Annotated in this window: 21 protein-coding genes; 10 read left to right on the plus strand and 11 right to left on the minus strand. The window is 35.4% G+C overall.

Going from position 1 to position 23,956, the window contains the following annotated elements; genetic code table 11:
* Nucleotides 1–188: 188 nt before the first annotated feature.
* Nucleotides 189–335 (minus strand): hypothetical protein, encoded by a 147-nt coding sequence (locus C1631_RS23995; RefSeq protein WP_165828263.1) that lies wholly within the window; start codon nt 333–335, stop codon nt 189–191.
* Nucleotides 336–437: 102 nt separating this feature from the next.
* On the opposite strand from C1631_RS23995, the gene C1631_RS08895 reads away from it, so the two are divergent.
* Nucleotides 438–734, plus strand: a complete 297-nt coding sequence (locus tag C1631_RS08895; RefSeq protein ID WP_103248786.1) for an MGMT family protein — start codon at nt 438–440, stop codon at nt 732–734.
* 107 nt (nt 735–841) lie between these two features.
* Nucleotides 842–1,639, plus strand: coding sequence for an alpha/beta hydrolase (locus C1631_RS08900; RefSeq protein ID WP_103248787.1), 798 nt, complete (start codon nt 842–844; stop codon nt 1,637–1,639).
* Nucleotides 1,640–1,713: 74 nt separating this feature from the next.
* On the opposite strand, the gene C1631_RS08905 is transcribed toward C1631_RS08900, so the two are convergent.
* Together C1631_RS08905 and htpG are read right to left on the minus strand one after the other, a co-directional pair.
* The gene (locus C1631_RS08905) at nt 1,714–2,106 is read right to left on the minus strand and encodes a helix-turn-helix domain-containing protein (RefSeq protein ID WP_109711738.1); all 393 of its coding nucleotides are present in this window, start codon (nt 2,104–2,106) and stop codon (nt 1,714–1,716) included.
* A gap of 409 nt (nt 2,107–2,515) precedes the next feature.
* Nucleotides 2,516–4,408 carry a molecular chaperone HtpG gene (gene htpG, locus C1631_RS08910; RefSeq protein WP_109711740.1) on the minus strand — a complete coding sequence of 631 codons (1,893 nt, stop codon included), beginning with the start codon at nt 4,406–4,408 and terminating at the stop codon, nt 2,516–2,518.
* Between the two features lie 154 nt (nt 4,409–4,562).
* On the opposite strand from htpG, the gene C1631_RS08915 reads away from it, so the two are divergent.
* Nucleotides 4,563–7,451: an alpha/beta hydrolase family protein gene (locus C1631_RS08915; protein ID WP_103249002.1), complete on the plus strand. Its 2,889-nt coding sequence runs from the start codon at nt 4,563–4,565 to the stop codon at nt 7,449–7,451.
* Between the two features lie 167 nt (nt 7,452–7,618).
* Nucleotides 7,619–9,058, plus strand: coding sequence for a hypothetical protein (locus C1631_RS08920; protein ID WP_109711742.1), 1,440 nt, complete (start codon nt 7,619–7,621; stop codon nt 9,056–9,058).
* 162 nt (nt 9,059–9,220) lie between these two features.
* On the opposite strand, the gene recA is transcribed toward C1631_RS08920, so the two are convergent.
* Nucleotides 9,221–10,222 carry a recombinase RecA gene (gene recA / locus C1631_RS08925; protein ID WP_027373769.1) on the minus strand — a complete coding sequence of 334 codons (1,002 nt, stop codon included), beginning with the start codon at nt 10,220–10,222 and terminating at the stop codon, nt 9,221–9,223.
* 301 nt (nt 10,223–10,523) lie between these two features.
* Between recA and C1631_RS08930 the strand changes: the two genes are divergently transcribed.
* A complete protein-coding gene (locus C1631_RS08930) occupies nt 10,524–11,741 on the plus strand; it encodes a hypothetical protein (RefSeq protein ID WP_109711744.1) in 1,218 nt (405 codons plus the stop codon).
* 35 nt (nt 11,742–11,776) lie between these two features.
* Here the strand turns inward: C1631_RS08930 and C1631_RS08935 are convergent, their stop codons facing one another.
* The 5 genes from C1631_RS08935 to C1631_RS08955 form a co-directional block, all read right to left on the minus strand.
* Nucleotides 11,777–12,973, minus strand: coding sequence for an oxygenase MpaB family protein (locus C1631_RS08935; RefSeq protein WP_228441139.1), 1,197 nt, complete (start codon nt 12,971–12,973; stop codon nt 11,777–11,779).
* A gap of 338 nt (nt 12,974–13,311) precedes the next feature.
* Nucleotides 13,312–14,316, minus strand: coding sequence for a type I glyceraldehyde-3-phosphate dehydrogenase (gene gap / locus C1631_RS08940; protein ID WP_027373765.1), 1,005 nt, complete (start codon nt 14,314–14,316; stop codon nt 13,312–13,314).
* Between the two features lie 32 nt (nt 14,317–14,348).
* Nucleotides 14,349–15,335, minus strand: coding sequence for a 6-phosphofructokinase (gene pfkA / locus C1631_RS08945; RefSeq protein WP_103248426.1), 987 nt, complete (start codon nt 15,333–15,335; stop codon nt 14,349–14,351).
* A gap of 84 nt (nt 15,336–15,419) precedes the next feature.
* Nucleotides 15,420–16,292 (minus strand): DUF4846 domain-containing protein, encoded by an 873-nt coding sequence (locus tag C1631_RS08950; protein WP_103248427.1) that lies wholly within the window; start codon nt 16,290–16,292, stop codon nt 15,420–15,422.
* 138 nt (nt 16,293–16,430) lie between these two features.
* The gene (locus C1631_RS08955; RefSeq protein ID WP_103248428.1) at nt 16,431–16,775 is read right to left on the minus strand and encodes a winged helix-turn-helix transcriptional regulator; all 345 of its coding nucleotides are present in this window, start codon (nt 16,773–16,775) and stop codon (nt 16,431–16,433) included.
* Between the two features lie 95 nt (nt 16,776–16,870).
* Between C1631_RS08955 and C1631_RS08960 the strand changes: the two genes are divergently transcribed.
* Together C1631_RS08960 and C1631_RS08965 are read left to right on the plus strand one after the other, a co-directional pair.
* Nucleotides 16,871–17,509 carry a peroxiredoxin-like family protein gene (locus tag C1631_RS08960; RefSeq protein ID WP_109711746.1) on the plus strand — a complete coding sequence of 213 codons (639 nt, stop codon included), beginning with the start codon at nt 16,871–16,873 and terminating at the stop codon, nt 17,507–17,509.
* Complete coding sequence (locus C1631_RS08965; protein WP_438502070.1) at nt 17,509–18,306, plus strand: DNA alkylation repair protein; 798 nt, start codon at nt 17,509–17,511, stop codon at nt 18,304–18,306. The genes C1631_RS08960 and C1631_RS08965 overlap by 1 nt, the downstream gene beginning before the upstream one ends.
* 760 nt (nt 18,307–19,066) lie before the next feature.
* Here C1631_RS08965 and C1631_RS08970 read toward each other — a convergent pair.
* Both C1631_RS08970 and C1631_RS08975 read right to left on the minus strand, forming a co-directional pair.
* Nucleotides 19,067–19,825 carry a TIGR03915 family putative DNA repair protein gene (locus C1631_RS08970; RefSeq protein ID WP_109711750.1) on the minus strand — a complete coding sequence of 253 codons (759 nt, stop codon included), beginning with the start codon at nt 19,823–19,825 and terminating at the stop codon, nt 19,067–19,069.
* A gap of 46 nt (nt 19,826–19,871) precedes the next feature.
* Nucleotides 19,872–21,131 (minus strand): putative DNA modification/repair radical SAM protein, encoded by a 1,260-nt coding sequence (locus C1631_RS08975; protein WP_109711752.1) that lies wholly within the window; start codon nt 21,129–21,131, stop codon nt 19,872–19,874.
* A gap of 240 nt (nt 21,132–21,371) precedes the next feature.
* On the opposite strand from C1631_RS08975, the gene C1631_RS08980 reads away from it, so the two are divergent.
* From C1631_RS08980 to C1631_RS08985, 3 genes are read left to right on the plus strand one after another with little or no spacing between them, the layout of a single operon-like run.
* Nucleotides 21,372–22,700, plus strand: a complete 1,329-nt coding sequence (locus C1631_RS08980; RefSeq protein ID WP_109711754.1) for a hydroxymethylglutaryl-CoA reductase, degradative — start codon at nt 21,372–21,374, stop codon at nt 22,698–22,700.
* Nucleotides 22,700–22,867, plus strand: coding sequence for a hypothetical protein (locus C1631_RS24000; RefSeq protein WP_165828264.1), 168 nt, complete (start codon nt 22,700–22,702; stop codon nt 22,865–22,867). Before C1631_RS08980 ends, C1631_RS24000 begins: the two co-directional genes overlap by 1 nt.
* Nucleotides 22,867–23,955 carry a hypothetical protein gene (locus C1631_RS08985; protein ID WP_109711757.1) on the plus strand — a complete coding sequence of 363 codons (1,089 nt, stop codon included), beginning with the start codon at nt 22,867–22,869 and terminating at the stop codon, nt 23,953–23,955. Before C1631_RS24000 ends, C1631_RS08985 begins: the two co-directional genes overlap by 1 nt.
* Nucleotide 23,956: the final 1 nt, after the last annotated feature.

The raw sequence follows: 23,956 nt of genomic DNA on the forward strand, positions 1-23,956 counted from the left end.
CAATTTATTTTGGGGCGCTTTTCTTTTTTTACTCTTCTGTGTAATCTATAAAATCCGGGTGATATAAAAATCATATGGTATACTATTGCAGATACAATCGTAGCACCTTAAAGCATGCATTATCCAATAAGCCTGTGAGCGAATAAATTTTGACCTGATTTTGATCTATGAAATCTCTGGGAAAAAAATCAATCCAGCGAATTAACCAATACAAAATATCTGTATGCCAGAATACCTTTTTCAATCTTTGTCAATTGATTAGGATCTTTATCACTCAACTTCGGAAGAACCTTTTTATTGATTACATTCAGCAATCGGAAAAATGATTTTTTCATATCTTTATCTTTTAATGAAACATCATTGAGTGAATGAGAGTTCAAAAATGATGCAAAACTTAAGAGCTATTTCCTAAAGCATTAGAATATAAAACAGTAATTATGGATGAAATTTTCAAACAACAGGTATACGAAGTGGCAAGGCTTATCCCAAAGGGTAGAGTTTCTTCTTATGGAGCAATAGCTAAGGCCGTAGGATATCCGAACCATTCGCGTCATGTTGGAAAAGCGATGGGAGGTTGTCCTGAGGATGTTCCGGCTCATCGTGTTATTTCCAGTTCGGGAGTATTATCTGTTCCGGAATTTCAACCAAGGCTTGAGGCCGAGGGAATTATTGTAGAAAATCTTAGGATAAAGAATTTCAAAAAACTGTTTTGGGATCCGATAGAAGAGATTTAGTATGGTAGGTTTTACCATTCAGAATATAAAAACTACTGTCCGGTCATATATTTTTTCTAGTAATAGTATGTCACAATATCTTTGGTTCATCATAAAAAACTAATCATATGAAACCAAGCTCAATCTTTACTGTAGTACTCCTTTTTATTGCTGTATTTTCAAAAGCTCAGTCGGATGATAAATTCTATCAGCCTGGCAAAACGATGAAACCTTTTGAAATGAAAATCTCAGATTCTATCAAGTTTCCGGTGGAGGATAATATAATTACGGCATTTATTGCAAAGCCTGAACAAAAAAAGATTAAGAAAACCATTTTTTATTTTCATGGGGCAGCAGGTAATGTTACCACGTATCAGTTTATGACAAAGCCTTTAGTAGATGCAGGCTATCAGGTAGTAATGGTTGACCTGAGAGGGTATGGATTGTCTACAGGAAAACCCACCCATAAAAATGTAGCGGAAGACGGACAAAAGTTTTTTGATGAATTGATGAAAAGAGAAGATATTAAAAACACCAGGGTTTATCTTTATGGAGCTTCTTTAGGAACTCAGATCGCCGCTCATCTGGCTAAAGATAACACTTCTAAAATATCTGGTCTTATTCTGGATTGCCCAATGGCTTCTTTTACGGATATTGCTGCTCACTTCGCTCCGCAGTATAAAGATTTCATTGTACAGACTATGATCTCACCTTACGCTGCCAAAAATGATGTTAAAGGCTTAGATCAGCTACCGGTACTTGTAATTCATGCAAAGGATGATAGAACCATTCCTTATGAACAAGGAAAATTAGTTTTTGATAATACAACTTCTAGAACTAAAATTTTTATTGAATCCAAAGGAGACCATTTGGAAGGGCTTATTAATAATAAAGAAGAAATTTTAAAGGCCATTGATCAGTTGTAAACATACACTAAAAATAATACTCCAGCGGCTTTGCCGCTGGAGTATTATTTTCTTTAGCATCCTGAAATAGGAATTTATTTTTTTATTCTTGGGGAACTTTTTAATTCCTCTTTAAGTCTTTCGATTTCTTCTTTTAATAAAGCAATATATCCTTGAAGATTCTCAATCACAGTTCCTGGAATATTATCATAGTGATTCTGTGTAGTAATTACTCCTGCAGAAGACGACCTGTCATTAAATACGGGATGATCATTATTAATAACTACTGTAGCCTCTTCTTCTTCATAAATATCCTCTACCGGAACCTCTAAGAAACGGGCAATTTTATCCCACTCGTCTCTTATAATTTTTACTTCACCACTTTCCTTTCTGCTATAGTTCGATACATCCGTTGCGATAAAGTCAGCGATTTGTTGTTGAGTATAACCTTTTTGCTTTCTTATGACGCGTAATTTTTCTTTTTGCATGTTCGACATTTTATACAAAAATGGCAAAAAAGCCGAATCTATACAATAGAAAACAGAAAAAATATAGAGTAAAACAATAAAGGCGAACAGGAAATGCAAAATAGCTGTATAATATGAAGGGTATTCAAGTTATTTATTAATGATTTAAATATAATTTTATAGGTTGGAAACGCGAAAACACCAGAAGTTTGTATACACTATAAAAATTGTAAGCCACAAGAAAATTTCAGATCTTCAGCAAGAGTTACACCTACATTGGTTTGCCACTAATACCCTTATTCGTGTATTCGTGGCGATTATTGAGCAGTATACAATTATTTGGCCGGAGATCACATCTTGGTCTCCTAAACATTCTCTAACCTTTTGACAAAAAAAAAGACTGTTTCAAAATGAAACAGTCTTCGGTATATTATTTTTCAAGTTGCTTATAGCTTCTCTGAATAAAATCTGTCAGGTCTTTTCCTTTCAGTAAGTTTTGTGAAAGCTTGGCAAGATCCAACGCATATTTGATCAGGTTTTCTTTCTCTTCAGCATTTTCAGTTTTTAAAATCTGGCCAGAAAGCTCACTGTTTGAGTTAACCACAAGATTATACATTTCCGGGAAGCCTCCCATTCCAAACATACCGCCTCCGCCGGTTGCCTGCATATCTTTCATTCTTCTCATAAACTCTGGCTGAGTAATCGTGAATGGCGCATCGTTGCTGTCAAGATCTTCAAGTTGTACTGTGAATTTAGCATCCTGAATTGCTTCTTCTACATTTTTCTTTAAAGATTCCTTCTCCGTTTCATTTAATTTAGCAATAACGGGCTCGTCTTTTTTGATCAGATTATTGATATGATCAGCATCTACTCTTACAAATGAAACATTCTCTTTTGAAGTTTCCAGTTTTTGAATAACGTGTGGCGTAATAGGAGTATCTAATAAAAGTACTTCATAACCTTTGTCTTTGGCAGACTGAATGTAGCTGTGCTGTTCATCAGCATTGGTTGCATAAAGAATTACTAATTTGTTATCCTTATCAGTTTGGAAAGGTTTGATCTTTTCAGTCAGTTCATCCCAAAGGAAATATTTCCCGTCTGTTGTAGGATATAATGTAAACTTATCCGCTTTTTCTGCAAATTTGTCTTCGGTAACAATCCCGTATTCGATCACTACTTTAATATCGTTCCATTTTTGCTCATAGTCTTCACGGTTTTCGTTGATTAAAGAAGCCATTTTATCGGCTACTTTTTTCGTGATGTAAGAAGATATTTTCTTTACAGCACCATCTGCCTGAAGATAAGAACGGGATACGTTCAAAGGAATGTCCGGAGAATCAATAACTCCTCTCAGAAGCATAAGGAAATCAGGAACAATACCTTTTACTTCATCTGTTACAAATACCTGATTTTGATACAATTGGATTTTATCTTTCTCAATATTTAAATTGTTGCTCAATTTAGGAAAGAATAATACTCCGGTAAGGTTGAAAGGATAATCAACATTCAGATGAATATGGAATAAAGGCTCCTCAAACTGCATTGGATACAGCTCGTGGTAAAACTTCATATAATCTTCATTATTCAGTTCATTGGGCGCGATTGTCCATGCCGGTGCAGGATTGTTGATGATATTATCTATTTCTTCAGTTTCAGCTACAGCATCTTCCGGAGCATCTTCCGGTAGTGGAAGAGTATGTGTTTTAGTTCCAAATTTAATAGGAACGGGCATAAACTTGTTATATTTTAATAACAACTCACGGATTTTTCCTTCCTCCAGAAATTCTACAGAATCTTCTGCAATGTGAAGAATAATTTCTGTACCTCTGTCTGTCTTATCTGTTGTCTCTTCAAGGGTGAATTCAGGGCTTCCATCACAGATCCAACGAACAGCCGGCTCGTCTTTGTAAGACTTGGTAAGGATTTCCACTTTTTCTGCTACCATAAAAGCAGAATAAAATCCTAATCCAAAGTGTCCGATAATTCCCGAATCTTTTGCAGAATCTTTATATTTTTCCAAAAATTCTTCAGCTCCTGAAAATGCCACCTGGTTGATATATTTTTCAACTTCTTCACCTGTCATCCCGATACCCTGATCGATGATGCGTAGAGTTTTCTGTTCTTTATCAATTTTAACCTCAAGTTTCGGATTTCCATATTCAACCTTTGCTTCACCAATACTTGTTAAATGTTTTAATTTTAAAGTAGCATCAGTAGCATTAGAAATCAGTTCTCTTAAGAATATTTCGTGGTCACTGTAAAGAAATTTTTTAATAAGAGGGAAAATGTTTTCCACAGATACATTAATATTTCCTTTAGTCATAATATTTTAGATTTTTAATTTTCAAATCTTTCTCAAAAAAAATACCACGAAGCAGAAACTGACAGAATGGCATTGTTTCGATGCAGAGAAACAAGGGTGTCTTGTGAATTTGTCAAAGAAATATCATATTTTTAATCCTTAAAAATTTTTAAAAATGAAGTTGAAATGTACTGTTTTCATTCTGTTCATCATGACCTGTTTTATGTATGCGCAGAAAAAACCTTTAGACCACTCCGTCTACGATAACTGGGAGAATATTGGTTCTAGAAAAATCTCGAATGATGGAAAATGGATTGCCTATTCAGTAGATGTTCAGGAAGGAAATTCTAACCTGTTTTTATATTCAGTTAAAAATAAAACATCAAAGAAATTTGAAAGAGCAACAAAAGTAAATTTAACGAATGATTCGAGGTTTGCTGTTTTTCAAATCCGTCCCATGTATAAAGATATAAAAGCGGTAAAAGATAAAAAGCTTAAAAAAAATAAATTAACAAAAGACAGTCTTGCAATAGTTGATTTTTTGAGTGGGCAAACGGAGAAAATTCCTAATGTAAAAACATTTAAAACTCCTGAAAAAGCAGGTTCCTATGTTGCTTATCTTCTGGAAAATACAAAAGATAAATCATCCGATGATACTTCGGATAAAGATGATGGGGATGACAAAGATGACGACAAAAATGTGAAGCCGTTACAGTTGATAGTAAGAAATCTTTTGAATGGGAAAAGTACAACCTATGATAATGTGATACGCTATGAGTTTAGTAAAAATGGAAAGCAAATTGCTTTTGTGACAAAAAAGCCTGAAGAGAAAATCAGCAAGGATAAAAAAGATTCCACAGATGGGAACTCAGTTGATAAAAAAAATATTGATAAATCAAAGCCAAAGAAGTATACCCTTCAAACCGTACAGGTGGTAGATCTCCAAAAAGGAGTTGTCACTAAAATTTCGGAAATGGAAGGTGATTTTTCACAACTGTCTTTTGATGAAGAAGGAAATCAACTGGCATTTGTAGGAACTTCTTCTGCTCAGAATGATTTAGTAAAATTGTACCAGTTGTATTACTTTAATTTTAAAGGAAATAAAAAAGAGATGGTAACCAATGAAAATTCACACATGAAAAAGAATTGGGTGATCTCTGAAAATCGTTTACCTCTATTCAGTAAAAACGGAAAACAGTTGTATTTTGGGGTAGCTCCCAAACCTGTAGCAAAGGATACGGCGATGATTGCAAATGATCATGCTGTTGTGGATATCTGGAATTATAAAGATGATTATCTGCAAACCATGCAGCTAAAGGAATTAAAGAATGATTTGAAAAAATCTTATGCTGCCGTAATGCAAACCGAGAAACCTGATTCTTTTAGAAATATTGAGGGAGAGGATCTGGATACTTTACGATTGGTGAACGAAGGAAATGCAGAATTTGCAATTGGGATTACGAGTTTAAATAAACGTATTTCTTCACAATGGGAAGGTTCAACAAAGAAAACGTATTTCCTTATTGATCATAAGACAGAGAAAAGAACAGAAATTATTCAGAATCTGAATGGAGCAGTGGCTGTATCTCCATTGGGAAATTTTGTCGTGATTTTTGATAGAGAAAAGGGGAAGTGGTTGAGCTATAATATTAAAACAAAACAAACACTTACACTCAATGATGACTTGCCGGTTTCCTTCGTTGATGAAGAGTTTGATATGCCGGATTTTCCCAACTCTTATGGCATTGCGTCGTGGACGGAAAATGATGAATCTGTGATTATCAGAGACCGTTTTGACCTTTGGGAGTTTTTCCTGAAAGGTTCGAAAAAACCAAGAAATATTACCAAAGGATTCGGGCGTAAAAATAAAATAACGTTTGATACTTATGATTTAAATGAAGATATTAAAAGTTTAAACCGAAAGTCCTCTATTTATTTGTCTGCATTTGATAATACTTCCAAGGCGAGCGGAATTTTTAAAACAACAATTCAATCAAATTCTGATCCTGTAAAACTTCAGATGGAAAATAGATGGGGATATAGAAGTCTTCAAAAAGCGAAAGATACAGATCGTTATATTCTGGTAAAAGAATCATACACTGATTCTCCAAATATTTTTGTGACATCTGACTTCTCAGAACAACAGAAGCTTAGCAATACAAATCAACAGCAAACGCTTTATAATTGGGGAACGAATGAGCTGGTACATTGGACAACTCCAAAAGGAAATACATCTACCGGAGTTTTATACAGACCGGAAGATTTCAATCCGAATAAAAAGTATCCTATGATTGTCTATTTCTATGAAAAGCTTTCAGATAATCTGAATCGTTATGTAGCACCGACTCCAACCCCCTCAAGATTAAATATTTCTTATTTTGTGAGCAACGGATATTTGGTTTTTACTCCTGATATTTCTTATACCGATGGTTTTCCCGGAGAATCAGCAATGGAATACATTAATTCCGGAGTTGAAAAACTAAAGCAAAACGCATGGGTTGATGGTTCTAAAATAGGAATCCAGGGACAAAGCTGGGGTGGTTATCAGGTAGCCTATCTTATTACGCATACCAATATGTATGCAGCTGCATGGAGTGGAGCACCTGTTGTCAATATGACTTCTGCATATGGAGGGATCCGATGGACTTCGGGGATGAACAGACAATTTCAGTATGAAAAATCACAAAGCAGATTAGGGAAAAATTTATGGGAAGCTCCGGAACTTTATATTAAAAATTCACCGCTTTTCATGATTGATAAAGTAAGAACACCCGTAGTGATTATGAGTAATGACCAGGATGGAGCAGTGCCTTGGTATCAGGGAATTGAAATGTTTACTGCATTACGTCGTCTCGGAAAACCTTCCTGGTTGTTGAATTACAATGGTGATGATCACAATCTTATAAAGCGCCAGAATAGAAAGGATATCCAAATCCGTGAACAGCAGTTCTTTGATTATTATCTCAAAGATGCTAAAGCTCCGGTATGGATGACAAAAGGCATTCCGGCAACTCAAAAAGGAAAAAATTGGGGATTTGAACTTACAGATGATAAACCTGATTAATAAATAATCGGCAGAGCCAAAGGCTCTGCCGATTATTTTATGACTTTAAGACTCAGATAAATTCTGTTCAAAGAATAAAACAAATAAGAAAGTGACACAATGACATTTTGCAAATGATGGAGTAATTGGTCGCTTTTATTATATTTACCTCCAATTATAATAACAATATGGGAATCTTTGATTTTTTTAAGAAAAAGAATAGCGGACAGGAGAATAGCAGTATCCCGGTTCAGCAATATGAAGCGCCAAGTGTAGTAGAGGTAGCAGAACCAGAACCAGAGATAGAAGAGACGGTAGAAGTGGTAGAAACAATACCTGCAATTTCTTTAGAACCTGTACAGGAGAAAAAAGTAAATGAGGAGTTTGAAAAAATCAAAATTTATAATGATTACATTGTACACTCTATTGCACTTCAGCTTAGAGGTGAATATACTCCGATTTCTGCTTTTGAGAAAGAGAATGGAGAGATCGAAGGTTTTGTGTATGCAGTAACAGAGGATGCATATGCATTTTCCCCGGAGCAGGCGATTGCAAAAATGGAAGAAAAGTTTGAAAACGAACTTAATGAAGGGAAAATAAGATCTTATGTGATTTTATATCATTCTCAGTTTGAAGGAAATGGACATCATAATCCGGCAACAAAACCGGGAGAGTTTAAAGCAATTTCACTTTCATATCATTTTAAGGATGAAGATAAGAAACAAACAGGCTTACCTTACATTTTTGAAAACGAAAATATTACCTATAAGGGTTTTGCAGAGTTTTCTCATGAAGAAAATAATGAGATTATGAACACGCAGCTAATAGAAGGTAAAAATTATTTTTCCAATACAGAAGGGGTTCAGGCTCCTGAAACAACTAACGAAGCAGGGATTATCATCAGAAAATCTAATGTACACAATCTTTCCAACATTTGGGGAGGTGTTTTTGGGCATGAAAATTTCCAGACTAAAGATTATTCCGGTTATATGGATCCTCTTACAGTTCCTGATCCGTCGGGAGAACACAAAAACAAGGCAGAATTTAGGGATGTAAGGTTTAAAACTATTTTTGCTGAAGAAGTGAGTACCATTATCCCTGAAGTGAAAACTGACTATACGTTGGATTTTGAAACAAGATCTATCAGAGAGTGGGAGAATGCACAGGATTTACATGCTATTGTAGCAGGTCCTGCCAGAGATACTTTTGGACTTTGGTTTTTTGCAACAGATTATGCGGAAAATAAAAATAGATATCTGACACAGCCTCATTTGAAAGTGAATGTCAGCGGAATTGTTTTTGTTCTTGAAATTAATCAAAATACTGAATTACCTGATGGTACCAAAATGAGCGAGGACTTTACAACCTATGCTCCAAGTCAGGATTTGCCTAATTACGCATGTTTTGATTTTATTGCTCAATTGGTAGACTTTAGAGAGACTGAATTGCTTGAAGACGGAAGTATTAAAGGATATATTCTGAAACTGAAATTAATTACAAACGAAGAAAATGAAGACTTCTTCACAATTGATGCTTTTGTGAATAAGGAAAACATGAGATTTGAGACCCTGACAAAAGGAATGAAGCTCATCGGAGCATTACAGTTACAAGGTAAAATTGCTGAATAGTTTAGCAAAATATAAAAATAAGAGAGGTTGTTCCACGGAATATCCTCTTTTTTATTTTCTGACTATAAATAAGAATAAATAAAAGAAAAAAAATGCACCTGATCTATGATAAAAACAAAAAAGGCAATCCTAAGACTGCCTTTTTTATTATTCTTTAAAAACTTATTTGTTTTTCAATTCTTCCTTGATTTTGTTTTCCAATTCTTCGGAAAGTTCAGGATTGTCTTTTAAAACATCTTTTACTGCATCACGTCCCTGACCTAATTTAGACTCTTCATAACTGAACCAGGAGCCGCTTTTCTTCACAATTCCCATATCTACTGCCGTATCAAGAATTTCTCCTACCTTAGAAACTCCTTCCCCATACATAATGTCAAATTCAGCCATCTTGAATGGTGGAGCTACTTTATTTTTCACAATTTTCACTTTTACGCGACTTCCTATTGCTTCATCTCCATTTTTGATTGGCGCGCTTGCCTTTCTGATATCAATTCTTACAGAAGCATAGAATTTTAGAGCGTTACCTCCGGTAGTAGTTTCCGGGTTACCAAACATCACCCCGATTTTTTCTCTTAACTGGTTGATGAAGATTACTGTACATTTCGTTCTTGAAATAGTAGCCGTAAGCTTTCTTAATGCCTGAGACATTAATCTTGCATGAAGACCCATTTTAGAATCTCCCATTTCCCCTTCAATCTCTGCTTTAGGTGTAAGAGCTGCTACAGAGTCAATAACTACGATATCAATTGCTCCTGAACGAATCAGATTATCGGCAATCTCTAATGCTTGTTCCCCATTATCCGGCTGAGATATAATAAGGTTTTCCAAATCGATTCCTAACTTTGCGGCGTATGTTCTGTCGAAAGCGTGCTCTGCATCAATGAATGCTGCAATACCACCAGCTTTTTGAGCCTCAGCAATAGCGTGAAGTGTTAATGTGGTTTTACCTGAAGATTCAGGACCATATATTTCAATGATTCTTCCTTTTGGATATCCTCCGATACCTAATGCGATATCTAATCCTAAAGAACCGGAAGGGATTACTTCTACTGTATTGTCAATAGATTCATCACCTAAAGTCATTACTGTTCCTTTTCCGTATGTTTTATCTAACTTATCAAGCACTAATGCGAGTGCTTTTTTCTTATCATCAATGTTACTCATCTCTATTAAAATAATTTCTCAAAAATACATAATTTAAAAATCAAAAACTAATATTATTTATCCCTGAAATTGGTTTTTAGAGTTAAAAAATGATAAATTTTCAGGGTTGATGTTATTCATAACGAGATAGATGTAGAATGTACAGGTAAGGAATAATGAAAAAATAAATTTAAGGCAGGAAGTTACCATTGAAAGGTGTTATTGAACGAATGATTTTTGGTTGTTGTGGTTTTTATAAGAGTTTTATCCCCACCCAATATAAAAAATGCTTATCTTAAAACATTGTTTTTAAGATCATAATATGGACAAAAAATTAAAACTATTTCTGATTAAATCTTTTGCTGTATTAGCTGCCATACATTTGGCTTACTTTATTTACGGATATATAAAGTTTAAAGGTCTTAAGGACATTAATATATATACAGAATTTTACAGATTCAAGTTTTACGATGATGTCTCCATTTCACACTTTTTCGTTTCCGGCTTTTTTTTGTTTTTCTTTGTTATTTTCCTTCTTAGAAATCATTCCGGAAACAAAAATGGATTTTCAAAAAAATTGGGAATGGGTCTGATACTTCTGTTAGTGTCTTTTTTGTCCCTGACTTTTTTTGTTAGTTACAGTTTAGGATTCAATGCAAAACTACGAACTGAATTGCCTGAAAAGGATCTTAATAAAGATAAGATGCTGTTGAATGTCTTACAGCCTTTTTTATACAATTATACTTCCTACAGTTCAGAAAAACTGTTTAATCCCAAAAATATTTTATATCCCAAACCTTACCCTGTAATTGAACTGAGAGATACGGTGTATTACGATCTGGGTAATACTAAGGAGTATTCCTCAACAGAATCCAGGTATTACAGTATTGATACCCTGACAATGCTGAGTACCGATCATAAAAAAATAAATAATAAAGCAAGATCGGTGCTTGATATTCTTGGGCTTGATGACGGGGAGCTGGAAAAAAGAATTATTTCTAAGAAGGAGATAGGGGATAGTACCGAAATTATATTTCAAGGAATAGAAGTACATCCTGAATATGATGAGAAGATGTGTATTTTTCTTGAAAACAAGCTTTTGTTCTTTCCATTACATAAAGTTCCCGAACGGCAGCAACAGTATGAAAATGCTGTAAAAAGGTACAATTTGCTTTACTCATATAGCCAGGATTCACTGCTTTATTCATTTCAGAAGCTTGATATTCTTTTCAAAAAATACAATATAGAAACGCAGATTGTTCCAAAAGACTTGACTCAAGACGTTTTTTATTATCGGGATCATCGGCAGGAGCCTCTGAATGCAATACGGAATACACACGAAAGAAATAGCTTAAAAGAGAAATTTGCAACCCTTGACCGATTGTTCTACAAACCGAATTATTTTCATCCTTCCATCAGGGAAATTTTCCTCATTGCTGTCATTGGTGTCTGGCTTATTGTATTCTTATTGTATCTGATCTGGAATTTAAGAAGCAGTAAACTTTCTTCGGTTAACTTTAATGAAAATGAACAAATGTAACTTCTAACTTTCTTGCTTCCCTGAAAAAGAAGGCTTTAATGAAAATTTGAATTTTTGGTGATGTTCAGATAATCTTCCAATACTTTCATCTGGTCTTTATTTCCCCTTTTTATTCTGGCATCGCGGCTTACTAAGCTGTCATATATTCTATTAAAAAGGATCTTTGAATTTGGAAATAGCTTTTTATTGGGAACCTCAGGAATTTGTAATCTTTTACAAACTTCATCATCCAACAGGAACCAGGTACAGCAAATATGGAGATACCTTAAATTTTTTCTTTGAAATTCAAATTTCAAGATGGGATTTTCTAATGATTCATTCAATAAAGAATGAGCCAGAAGTACAGAATCTTTATCAGAAGGCGGCTGAACAGAAGTCCATAAATAAAAATATTCTGTCGCTTCTTTCTTATCGTCAGGCAGAAGTTGTTCAGGAATTCCAAGTAAATAACCTACGTACTTCCATAAATGGAAGATCCCTTGCTCTTCCTCTTTAGAAAAAGTATTTCCTAATTTTTGAAGACTATGAAGAAAAACTAAGCTGAAGCCAATGTACGTTGCCATCATGTCCCAGGAATTGATTGGCTCTCCCCAATTTTCTGTGTCCCATTCTTTATAATGTCTTTTGATGGAAAGCCTTGCGTAGGAATGAATCAAGCGGGTTTTTATAGCAAACTCATATCCTTTTGCATGAATTTCCAATGCGTTATAACGGGTAGCATTTACCCAGAAATCCAATGTTTCAGAAAGACGCTTTACAGCTCCTTTTTTTAAAGCTTCCGTAGCAACGAGAGGCTTGTTGAGATAGGCATAATCATATCCTCCAATCAGGCAATAATCTCTTAGTGAAATCAGGGAATCCAGATTGCTTCTCATGCATAGCTCGGCACCACTTTTTAATAGGTTGTAATCTAACCAATCAGGAATATTTTGTGTTTGTAAGAATAATTTTTTTACACTTTCAGGAACAGTGTCTTTCTGAGAAACTCCATTTCGGATATATCCTTCTATTTCTCTTGAAGCTTCTTGAAATTTTTGGGTAAAATAAACATCTTTTACAACCTGGTCACCCGTTTCGTCTACATGATAAAAGAAAGATGAAAATTTTTCAAAATCTTTAAAACTCACTTCAGCTCCGGAAAATTCAATCAGCTGCTTGCCATTGCCTTTTTCCCAGAAGTCTCTGAAATGTGGAGCATCTTTAAACCGGGGTTGTATCATTGTTTGTTCCATTGTATATAAAAATACAAGTTTTACACCGAAATCTTAGGGTGAGATTTGTCAGGCCCATAAGTATTAGATTATAAGTATCCCCATTCAAAAGCCATTTTCTGATATTGGAGAGCTGCAAAAGCGTTTAAATGACTTAAAAGATGGGGGACTATACCAGATAGTGGAAAATGTTAAAATTGGTTTTTCTCAAAAATTTAAAGATAATTTTGAACAAATATCAAACTATTTAAAGCAACTCAATAAGTAGGTTATAATGAGCAAATAAGCATTATTAATTATAGGTAACAAAAAAACCTTCCCATCGGGAAGGTTTCATATGATTCATTGCTGATTGTTTATTATAAAGAAGCAGCGTGTACAAGCATATCAACTAACTTGTTTGAATAACCCATTTCGTTGTCATACCACGAAACAAGTTTTACGAAGTTAGGAGAAAGCATGATACCGGCATCTTTGTCGAAGATAGAAGTTCTCTTATCTCCTACGAAGTCCTGAGATACTACTGCATCTTCAGTATATCCTAAAATACCTTTCAATTCACCTTCAGAAGCTTCTTTAATGGCAGCACAGATCTCATCGTAAGAAGTAGCTTTTTCTAATCTTACAGTAAGGTCAACTACAGAAACGTCTACTGTAGGTACTCTGAAAGACATACCTGTTAACTTTCCGTTTAATGAAGGAATTACTTTTCCTACCGCTTTAGCAGCACCTGTAGAAGAAGGAATGATGTTGTTCAGAGCAGCTCTACCACCTCTCCAGTCTTTTACTGAAGGACCGTCAACAGTTTTTTGAGTTGCTGTTGTAGCGTGTACAGTTGTCATTAAACCTTCTACGATTCCAAATTTATCATGAATCACTTTAGCCAAAGGAGCTAAACAGTTGGTAGTACAAGAAGCGTTTGATAAAATTTTGATATCATCAGTAAGTTCCTTATGGTTTACCCCCATTACAAACATTGGAGTATCATCTTTAGAAGGAGCAGAAAGAATTACTTTCTTTGCACCCGCATTGATGTGAGCCTGAGCTGTATCTTTAGATAAGAAAAGACCTGTAGATTCTACGATATAGTCTGCACCGATTTCGTTCCACTTTAGGTTGTTAGGATCTCTCTCTGCAGTTACTCTGATTCTTTTTCCGTTTACCACAAGGTCATTTCCTTCTACAGAAACCTCACCTGGGAAAATCCCGTGTACAGAGTCATATTTTAACATGTAAGCCATGTATTCTGCATTGATCAGGTCATTGATTCCTACAACTTCAATGTTGTCTCTTTCAGTCATTGCTCTGAAAACAAGACGTCCAATTCTACCAAAACCGTTGATACCTACTTTAATTGTTGACATAATACTTTGTTTTTATTAGATTATAAAAATAATTAGATTGCTAAAATTTTTGAAATCAGTAAAAGATCTTCATTGATTTCATTATGTTTTTTAATGGCCTCTTCTATAGGAGTATACGTTAAATCATTAGAACGCATTCCTGCCATTACATTGGTTTGTCCTTCCATTAATCCCGTTACAGCGCCATAGCCTAACCTGCTTGCCAGGACTCTGTCTGCACAACTTGGAGATCCTCCTCTTTGCATATGTCCCAAAATGGCTACACGAATATCATAATCAGGGAATGTAAGCTTTGTTTTTTCTGCAAGTTCATATACATTGGCTAATTTTTCACCTTCGGCGACAACCACAATGCTTGATGCTTTTCCTGTTTTTTCAGCATCTCTGAATTTTGCGAAAAGCTCATCAATACTGTCTTTTTTCTCAGGAATTAAAATATCCAAAGCTCCAGTTGCCAATCCACTGTTCAACGCAATAAAACCTGCATCACGCCCCATTACTTCCACAAAGAAAACTCTGTTATGCGAAGTTGCCGTGTCTCGGATTTTATCAATGGCATCCATTGCGGTATTCAACGCGGTGTCGTATCCAATTGTATTATCAGTCCCAAAGATATCATTATCGATTGTTCCCGGTACCCCGATTACTCTGATTCCGAATTCTTCATTGAATATTTTTGCACCGGTAAATGTTCCGTCTCCACCAATACATACCAATCCGTCTATTCCAAGCTTTACACAGTTGTCATATGCTTGTTGACGGCCTTCCTTAGTTCTGAATTCAGCAGATCTGGCAGACTTTAGAATCGTTCCACCCTGGTTGATTATATTTTTAACGGAACGGGCTCCCATTTTAAGGAAATCATTGTTGATAAGGCCATTGTAGCCTTCCCTTACACCATAGCATTCGATATTATAGTAGTTGGCAGTTCTTACTACCGCTCTTAATGCAGCATTCATACCCGGGGAGTCTCCTCCTGAAGTAAGAACTGCAATCTTTTTTACAGCACTTTCTTTCATCTAGTAAAAAAATTACGAACACAAATTTACAAAAACAAGTTCAGATTATAGCAGTAACTTTCTAATTGTTTTGAATATAAATAATTAAAAGCTTCTGAAATTTGTAGGTTTAAAAATATAACGGGCAGTTTGAGTTTCCTGAGCACTGACATCGATGTTGTACCAGGGAGAAATGTTTTTATTGAACGGGTTGGATAGTACGTGAATAGACTGCGCCGGAGTGAAACCTTCGCCCAATAAAAATAATCTTTCACCTTTCGTGTTGGCACATACTCCTGCAATGAACACGACATGACCCGGGCTTCCCGGAGTAATCAGAATATCACCTGTTTTTAGATCTGAATTTTTTGTCACGGGTTGGGTTTCCTTGTTCAAAGAAATAGTTCCTGCATAATTAAAGATCAGATCCAGATAATTTCTGAAATTTCCATAAGAATCATCAAAGCCCACAGTTTTTCTGAAACTTACAGAGTTGCCATTCACAAAGGCTCTGGTGCCATTTTTATAATCATTCCAACTAAGCAGATCACCGCTCGTAAAATGAAATTTGATATCATCTGATCTTTTAATTTTATACAAGTATTCAGCTCTCAGGTGAATGACCGCATCGGCACATTGCTGCAGATCTTTATTTCCGGTATCAATATCAAAGACAGCCTCATGAAGGTGTTGAGTCGAAATAGGAAGGCCATCATACCTCAGAATCTGGCTTCCGTAGGGTTTTAGTTTGAAATTCTCAATAAAATATCCAAAAGAATCCTGCTTTTCATCAACCCATTCATACCCTTGAGGTGCAGAAAATCTGTCTTTAATGGTATTTTTATCTTTATGAATAGAAACCACATTTCTCTGAACTAAATCCTTAGTTTTCTGTAAATCCTTATAAGATGAGGTTTTCTCTTTAATACATCCCGTAATAATACTGGTAATAAGAAGTCCCGAAATAATTTTTTTCATGGTTAGTTTTTTTGAAGCCACTACAAATATGGGATTTTTGTATGATAATACAGGTGCAGTAGACGTCAGGATTTCATCAATGATGAAAATCTGTATAATCAGCCTGATTTATGAGATTAAATGATCAAAAATTATTAGTTATTCTGTATTTTCCTGATCAGGAATCAACAACTTTCCCCAGTTATTCAACTGCCACAGAACCTTAACCAGTTTTTCCCCAAGCTCCGTCAAGGTATATTCAACTCTGGGAGGTAATTCGTTAAATGACTGTTTCTCCAGAATACCGTCTTCTACCATTTCAGTAAGCTGTTGGTTAAGAACTCTCCGGTCTACTTTAGCAATCCCACGCAGAAATTCACTAGGGCGTTTTTTCCCTTCATTAATCTGCCAGACAATAGGAATTTTCCATTTTCCACTGATGGTATTCACTGCAACTTCCAATGGACAGATTTTATTTTCTTCAGCTCTTCCCTTTGTTTCCATAAAATTGACTTTTTTATCCCTATGGGCGAAAAATATGCGGTATTGCCTGTTTCTAAAGGCTTTCGCACCTTTGTAAAAATAATAAATAAAAAACAATGAACAGCCTGGCTACACAAATTGATCAGTTGAATCATGAACTCTTTTCACAACTTCCACAGGAGGTTTTCGAAGTCTTTGGACAATCAATTAAAGATATAAGGACAAAAAATATAGAGGAAAACAGTATTCAAGTTGGTGATTTGATGCCGGGATTTGCTTTACCTAATGCTTTGGGAAAGACCATCCTTTCTGAGGATATCCTTAAAAATAAAAAAATGGTTATGGCTTTTTACAGAGGTAGCTGGTGTCCTTACTGTAACCTGGAATTGAAATTTTTACAAGATCATCTTTCAGAAATCAGAAATAAAGATGCCGTCCTGGTTGCTATTTCTCCCCAACGTCCTGATCATTCTTTAAGTATGATAGAAAAAAATAACTTAGAGTTTGAGATACTAACCGACAAGAATAATGAATATGCCAAAAAGCTGGGAATTGTCTTTCAATTACAGAATTTTGTACTCCCTCACTACCAAAACCTGGGGATCAATCTTTCTGATTGTAATCAAAATGAAGAAAATACATTACCGGTTCCTGCTGTTTTTGTGGTAGACAAAAATAATGCGATTACCTATAAATTTTTAGATGTAAATTACATGAATCGAGTAAATGTCGAAGAATTAATACAAGCATTATGATCGAAAAGAGGAAAGGAGCCTGTTCTATAAAGGATATATCAACAGAAATTTTACATCAATTAAACAATGGTGAAATTGAAACTGCCAATCTTACAGAATGGCTGGCAGTAGATCAGAAGTTGTTGCTGGAGAATTTACTTCATCAGCATCATCGAGCAGGGTATCTGAAACCTGTTTTAAAAAAAGTAATGGAGTTGAAAAAGCAAACTGTCAATACCGTTAATGAGGCGATAGGAATCGGTCTGCTGGATCAGGTTATTAAAAATAAGGATGAAGAATGGGTGTCAACTCTTTCTGTTCACAAATCAGATCTGGTTCGTTGTTGGGCTGCGTATATAATCGGAAAAAACAACAAATTAAGTCTTAAAGAAAGGTTGCAGAGAATGCAAGACTTCGCTTCAGATCAGCATTTTGGTGTAAGAGAAATTTGTTGGATGACTGTACGCTCTGATATTGCAAAAAATCTTTCCGAGACGATATCTGTTTTATCGAAATGGACAACTCACGAAAACGAGTATGTGCGGCGCTTTGCCAGTGAATCTACCCGACCGCGGGGCGTTTGGTGTGAACATATTGCCGAATTAAAACAAAACCCCGGATTGGGATTGGAAATTTTAGAGCCTCTACGAGCAGATCCGTCGCGATATGTACAGGATAGTGTGGGAAACTGGCTGAATGACGCCAGTAAGTCACAACCTGAATTTGTCATAGAAATTTGTGATGAATGGCTTCGTGAGAGTCCAACGAAAGAAACAAAGTACATTGTTAAAAAAGCTTTACGAACCATCCGTAAATAAAGTTATCCACATTTTCATTTTTTAGAATTGTTTTTCCATATAGTTTTCTGCCAGTGAGATTGTTATATAAAGTCTTATTGACGGGAGTTTGTATACTATAATATTGGTGTTTGATTATAGAAAAAGTTATCCACAATATCAAGTTGTTAAATCATGTGGATTATAAATGTTTGATAATTAGTTTTATATGGGAACTTCTATACAAGCTACTTCCTGCAATTTCAATACATCGGCAATGGAAAAAAGTTATCCACAATATGAGTTTTCAAGTTCATTCACGAAATTCAAAATAAAAATCGGTGTTAGTTGGAGTTCATAAAATGGTATCAAAAAATATTTGTTGAGATTTCAGTTGATGATTTTTAAAAATCATCTGGGCCAATCTGTGTCATCTGAGGGAATAAAAAAGTTATCCACAATCTCATATTTTGGAAAGTCTTTTAATATATAATTCTGGGAATTAATATTTTACGAATATCCCTTGTGATCATGTTTTGCGAAGGTTTGAAATATTTAATTCGTTGAAGAAAGTTATCCACAATATGGGAATGTTGATTGTGGAATATGATAATTATATGGTAATTAGTGTATTGTGTAATCGTTGTGGCAGAAGCATTTTTTGAAGGTATGGTTCTGACTGACAAGGAAAAAGTTATCCACAAAGTGGTGATTTTCCCCGTCTTTCCTCAATTTACTTATAAAAAATAATTGCGAATGTCTGTTTTCATAATCGTCAGTGTAAGTCTTCGAGGGATAAAAGCTACCATTTCTCCGTCAGATATTTCCAATATCGTTTGGGAACATGCTGAACATGAAGTTTTATATTTTTCCTCTCAACAATATTTGTTTTGGTAAAGTACCGCTGCCACAATACCTGATATTTTTTTTCTTCATCATGAAATTTCTGTTGATAATGATTCAGATCCAGTGGTCTGTCAGGATAAAAAAAATCACAGTTCTCAAGGTCATAGAGAATTCCGTAATTTCTGCGCAGGTCATAGATCATCCATTTCTGATCCTGATAACGATCCTTAAAATGTTTCCTGATTAAAGGCAAAACATTAAAATCAGGATCTATCTTGGAGAAGAAAATATTGTCCTGCATTTTTTCAAAACGGACAAAAGCCGTCATTCTATGCCGTTCCCGGTCCACTGACTTGCAGATTTGTGAAATTTTTAAAATATCTGAATCTGCAAAGTTTTCAAGAATGTTTATTTCAGGATGTTTTAGCGACTTTTTCACTACAGATATGGTAAGTTTTTCCAATTCCGGATCTTCAGATAAAAAAACTTTCAGAAGCTGATGGATTCCCCTTTTTCCAATGATTTGTTCCAGTTTATTTAAAACTCTTTCCGATTTTTCAGACTGGGTAATGACCTCATGAATTTCAGCAAAAATATTTTCCTGATGAAACTTTCCCTTCCTCACAATTTCCACATCCCGAAAACGGTATTCGAAAACTTCAAATATCGCTGTGAAAAGGCCGTCAAAGCTTCCATCGTAAAGTAGGGTAGTCATTGGTCTAGCTTAAAAAATTGTTGTACTGTCTTTTTTGTGCTTACATTTAAAATAAACTCAATTGTTGTGAGAACTGATTATGAAACTTTGAAGAACTTCCTCCTACCAGTAGTTTTCTGAAATTTTTATCTGTTAAATAGCGTAAATAAGCATTTCCAGCAGTAAAATCAATAAAATATTTTGCCCGGTTTACGGCTGCTCCCAATTGTTTTAAATGATCAATGCTTAAAATCTGAAAACGTCTTGCACTGATGATCTTTTGTGCAGATTTTACACCAATTCCCGGAATTCTTAAAATCATCTGATAATCCGCAGTTTGGATATTCACCGGAAACTGATCCAGATGTCGTAGTGCCCAGCTTAATTTCGGATCTACTTCGAGATCAAGAAAAGGCATGTGAGGATCTAAAATTTCCTCTGCCTTAAAACCATAAAATCTCATCAGCCAATCCGACTGATACAACCTGTTTTCACGGAGCATCGGAACTTCCGTGGTTAATGAAGGAAGTCGTTTATCCTCCAAAACCGGAACGTATCCTGAATAATAAACCCTTTTCAGATTGAAATTTTTATAGAAGTGATCAGCGACTTTGATAATTTGTAGATCATTTTCATTGGTAGCTCCCACAATCATCTGGGTAGACTGCCCTGCCGGAGCAAACTTGGGAACTTTCTTTAAAATTTTCTTTTCATCTTCGTATTGGCTGATTCCTTTTTGAATGTAACGCATCGGACTCAGCATATCCTCCCTGTTTTTCTCAGGCGCCAGTAACTTTAATCCGCTTTCGGTAGGAATTTCAAGGTTCACAGATAAACGGTCTGCGTATAAAGCAGCTTCCTGCATCAGCTCATCACTCGCTCCGGGAATCGACTTCAGGTGAATATACCCATTAAAATTTTCTTCCTGTCGAAGTTTTTTGGCTACCCGCACCAGCCGCTCCATGGTAGTGTCTGCATTTTTGAAAATTCCTGAACTTAAAAATAAGCCTTCAATATAATTTCTACGATAAAAATTGATGGTAAGATCTACCACTTCCTCAACAGTAAAAGCAGCTCTTTTGATATCATTTGAACTTCTCGATACACAATAGGCACAATCATAAATGCAATGATTGGTCAGTAGAATTTTAAGCAAAGAAACACACCTCCCGTCCTCTGTATAAGTATGGCAGATCCCGCTTACAGAACTATCCCCTAAAGCCCCTTTTTTATTCTTCCTCGTGCCACCGCTTGAAGAACATGAGACATCATACTTTGCTGCGTCTGCAAGGATTTCGAGTTTTTCTTTAAGACGTTCAAAGTTCATAGCGTAAAATGTTTGATATTATTTGTATCGTAATTTATTTTATATTTTGTTCAAATTTAGTTCCAAAATTGATAAATGTCAAACTTTTTTCATAGAAGTTATCAACAAAAAAGAGTCTCAAAATCATTATATTTACGGCTCATTAAAGTTTATATGATGAAATCGCCATGATTTGCAGGCACAAATACGAAGAAAACGACGCGATTGTATATAATCTTTGAAAAAATAAAATATCTATATATGAATCATAAACCAATCGAAGGGTTTTCCAAGCTTCCAAAGCAGGGGAAAATCGACTGGCTCGTAAACGAATATCTTGAAGGAAATCAGGAATACCAAAATATATTAAAACAATATTGGAACGATGATGCAGATCTGCAGAAACTTCACGATGAGTTTTCTGAAAACACCATCTCCAATTTTTATATGCCGTATGGAATTGCTCCGAACTTTTTAATTGATGGGAAATTATTGGCACTTCCAATGGCTGTTGAAGAAAGTTCAGTGGTGGCAGCGGCTTCTAAAGCTGCAAAATTCTGGATAGACAAGGGAGGCTTTAAAACAACCATTATCAATACTGAAAAATTAGGACATACCCATTTTATTTTCAATGTTGAGCCCCATAAATTATTGCATTTCTTTAATTTCAGTTTAAAGAAAAAATTGCTGGAAACTACAGAAGATATTACCTCGAATATGAGAAAACGTGGCGGTGGTATTTTAAATATCAGCCTGGTTGATAAGACTGCAGAAATGCCAAATTACTACCAGTTGAAAGCCAGTTTTGATACAGTAGATTCCATGGGAGCCAACTTTATCAACTCATGTCTTGAGCAGTTTGGAAAAACATTGAGACAGGAAGTAGCCACGAGTGAAGATTTTACTCAGGAAGAGAAAAACTCGTTGCAGATCGTAATGAATATTCTTTCCAACTTCACTCCTGATTGTATCGTAAGAGCTGAGGTTTCCTGTAAAATGGAAGACTTAAAAGATGACAGTGGGATTTCTCCTGAAGAATTTGCCTCCAAATTTAAACAGGCTGTAACCATTGCTGAAATTGAACCTTACCGGGCAACAACTCACAACAAAGGCGTTATGAATGGAGTAGATGCAGTTGTAATTGCCACCGGAAATGACTTCAGAGCTACGGAAGCCTGTGCACATGCCTATGCAGCACGAGACGGAAAATACAGATCATTGACACATTGCACCACAGATAACGGAGTTTTCAGATTCTGGATCGATCTTCCTATTTCTGTGGGAGTCGTAGGGGGATTAACGAATCTTCACCCTTTGGTAAAATTCTCTTTAGCTCTTCTTGGAAAACCTTCAGCGCAGGAATTGATGAGTATTCTGGCCGTTTCAGGACTTGCTCAGAATTTCGGAGCTTTACGTTCCCTGGTAACAACGGGTATCCAGAAAGGGCACATGAAAATGCACCTATTAAATATTTTAAATCAGTTGGGAGCGACTGAAGAAGAAAAGCAACACTTTGTAGCATACTTCAAAGATAAGACGGTTAGTCATCATGAGGTGATTAACGAGTTTAACAGAATGAGAGGAAACTAATGTTACAGATCATTTTGCCCATTGTATTCCTTCTTTTTGGATTCTTTTTAAAGAAAACCAATAACGAAGGATTCAGAAGTTCCAAGAGATTTGCCAATATGTTTATCATACTAGGAATTTCTACGTTGGTAGCTAAGTTTATTTTAATGTATTTAAAATCAAAATAGTGAAAAAGAGTATTGTATTTTTCCTGTTGATTTCCGGACTCAGTTTTTCACAACAAAAAAATGTGAAAGTTGGTGATTTGCCACCCAAAACCGAAGATTTTGTGTTTCCGGTTATCTCCTATCCGGATCATCCCAATGTAGAAAACAAGATTAATACTTTTCTTCAGGTGAACGAGCTTGAGTATATTCCGGGGTCATCGGTAAGCCCTTCCAAGCTGATATCTACCGGAACGACTTCTTATTCCAATTATATCTATTTTAACAGTTGGGAAAAGATTGAAACACCTAAAAATATTTTGACAATTGGCATGGATGGCGAGGCTTCAGGAGCTTATCCTGAAAATTTCGCGGTCTGGAAGAATTTTGATTTGAGAACCGGAAATTTTATTAATGCTGAAGATTTATTTCAACCCAATTCAGCAAAAATTGTTGAAGGAATCATTCAGAAAGGAGTAAAAAAAAGAATTTCTGATTTTCTTATCAAGTTGAAAGCCGAAAAAGATCCAACGGAAGAGGTTGAGAGTCAGATCGGTATTTATGAAGGCTGTTTTACAGATCATACTTTGGAGTATCTCAGATACTTTTTCGGAAAAGATAAATTAACCTTTGTAGCAGGAAGATGTTCTAATCATGCAAGCCGGGCCCTGGATGAACTGGATAGTCATGTAATTGAAATTCCTTACAAAGATCTTGATAAACACTGGAGTCCTTATGCTAAAAATCTGGTTTCCGGCTCCGGGCAAATTAATGCAACGAGTTTTAGAAATAAGTTGTATAAAGGAAAAATAGATGGTAAATATCCGATTACTGTTCTTATCACCCGTTTCTATCCCGCTGAAGATAAATCCGGGGTCAGTTCTTTTAATGCTGAATATTGGTATGATAAAAGCAAAAAACTGATCAAATGGGATGGGCAGATGAAAGGCAACCATATTTCCATTATTGAAAATGACCAATATGATGATGCCAAAAGTCAATGGATTCAAAGAGCTCTCGTAGAAGCGGAAATGAGCGGGACCAAAATTACCGGAACCTGGGAAGATGTTAAAACAAAAAAGAAATTAACCCTAGAATTAGAAGAGTTATAAA

The organism is Chryseobacterium phosphatilyticum, from assembly GCF_002899825.2.
Lineage (GTDB): Bacteria > Bacteroidota > Bacteroidia > Flavobacteriales > Weeksellaceae > Chryseobacterium > Chryseobacterium phosphatilyticum.

Excerpts from the sequence above, each read along its gene's own strand:
- C1631_RS08955 (WP_103248428.1), bottom strand. The coding sequence starts at position 16,775 with ATGGAAACAAAGGGAAGAGCTGAAGAAAATAAAATCTGTCCATTGGAA.
- C1631_RS08935 (WP_228441139.1), bottom strand. The coding sequence starts at position 12,973 with ATGGAACAAACAATGATACAACCCCGGTTTAAAGATGCTCCACATTTC.
- C1631_RS08905 (WP_109711738.1), bottom strand. The coding sequence starts at position 2,106 with ATGCAAAAAGAAAAATTACGCGTCATAAGAAAGCAAAAAGGTTATACT.
- C1631_RS08960 (WP_109711746.1), top strand. The coding sequence starts at position 16,871 with ATGAACAGCCTGGCTACACAAATTGATCAGTTGAATCATGAACTCTTT.
- C1631_RS08915 (WP_103249002.1), top strand. The coding sequence starts at position 4,563 with ATGAAGTTGAAATGTACTGTTTTCATTCTGTTCATCATGACCTGTTTT.
- C1631_RS23995 (WP_165828263.1), bottom strand. The coding sequence starts at position 335 with ATGAAAAAATCATTTTTCCGATTGCTGAATGTAATCAATAAAAAGGTT.
- pfkA (WP_103248426.1), bottom strand. The coding sequence starts at position 15,335 with ATGAAAGAAAGTGCTGTAAAAAAGATTGCAGTTCTTACTTCAGGAGGA.
- C1631_RS08920 (WP_109711742.1), top strand. The coding sequence starts at position 7,619 with ATGGGAATCTTTGATTTTTTTAAGAAAAAGAATAGCGGACAGGAGAAT.
- htpG (WP_109711740.1), bottom strand. The coding sequence starts at position 4,408 with ATGACTAAAGGAAATATTAATGTATCTGTGGAAAACATTTTCCCTCTT.
- C1631_RS08950 (WP_103248427.1), bottom strand. The coding sequence starts at position 16,292 with ATGAAAAAAATTATTTCGGGACTTCTTATTACCAGTATTATTACGGGA.
- C1631_RS08980 (WP_109711754.1), top strand. The coding sequence starts at position 21,372 with ATGAATCATAAACCAATCGAAGGGTTTTCCAAGCTTCCAAAGCAGGGG.
- recA (WP_027373769.1), bottom strand. The coding sequence starts at position 10,222 with ATGAGTAACATTGATGATAAGAAAAAAGCACTCGCATTAGTGCTTGAT.
- C1631_RS08970 (WP_109711750.1), bottom strand. The coding sequence starts at position 19,825 with ATGACTACCCTACTTTACGATGGAAGCTTTGACGGCCTTTTCACAGCG.
- C1631_RS08895 (WP_103248786.1), top strand. The coding sequence starts at position 438 with ATGGATGAAATTTTCAAACAACAGGTATACGAAGTGGCAAGGCTTATC.
- C1631_RS24000 (WP_165828264.1), top strand. The coding sequence starts at position 22,700 with ATGTTACAGATCATTTTGCCCATTGTATTCCTTCTTTTTGGATTCTTT.
- C1631_RS08930 (WP_109711744.1), top strand. The coding sequence starts at position 10,524 with ATGGACAAAAAATTAAAACTATTTCTGATTAAATCTTTTGCTGTATTA.
- gap (WP_027373765.1), bottom strand. The coding sequence starts at position 14,316 with ATGTCAACAATTAAAGTAGGTATCAACGGTTTTGGTAGAATTGGACGT.
- C1631_RS08900 (WP_103248787.1), top strand. The coding sequence starts at position 842 with ATGAAACCAAGCTCAATCTTTACTGTAGTACTCCTTTTTATTGCTGTA.
- C1631_RS08975 (WP_109711752.1), bottom strand. The coding sequence starts at position 21,131 with ATGAACTTTGAACGTCTTAAAGAAAAACTCGAAATCCTTGCAGACGCA.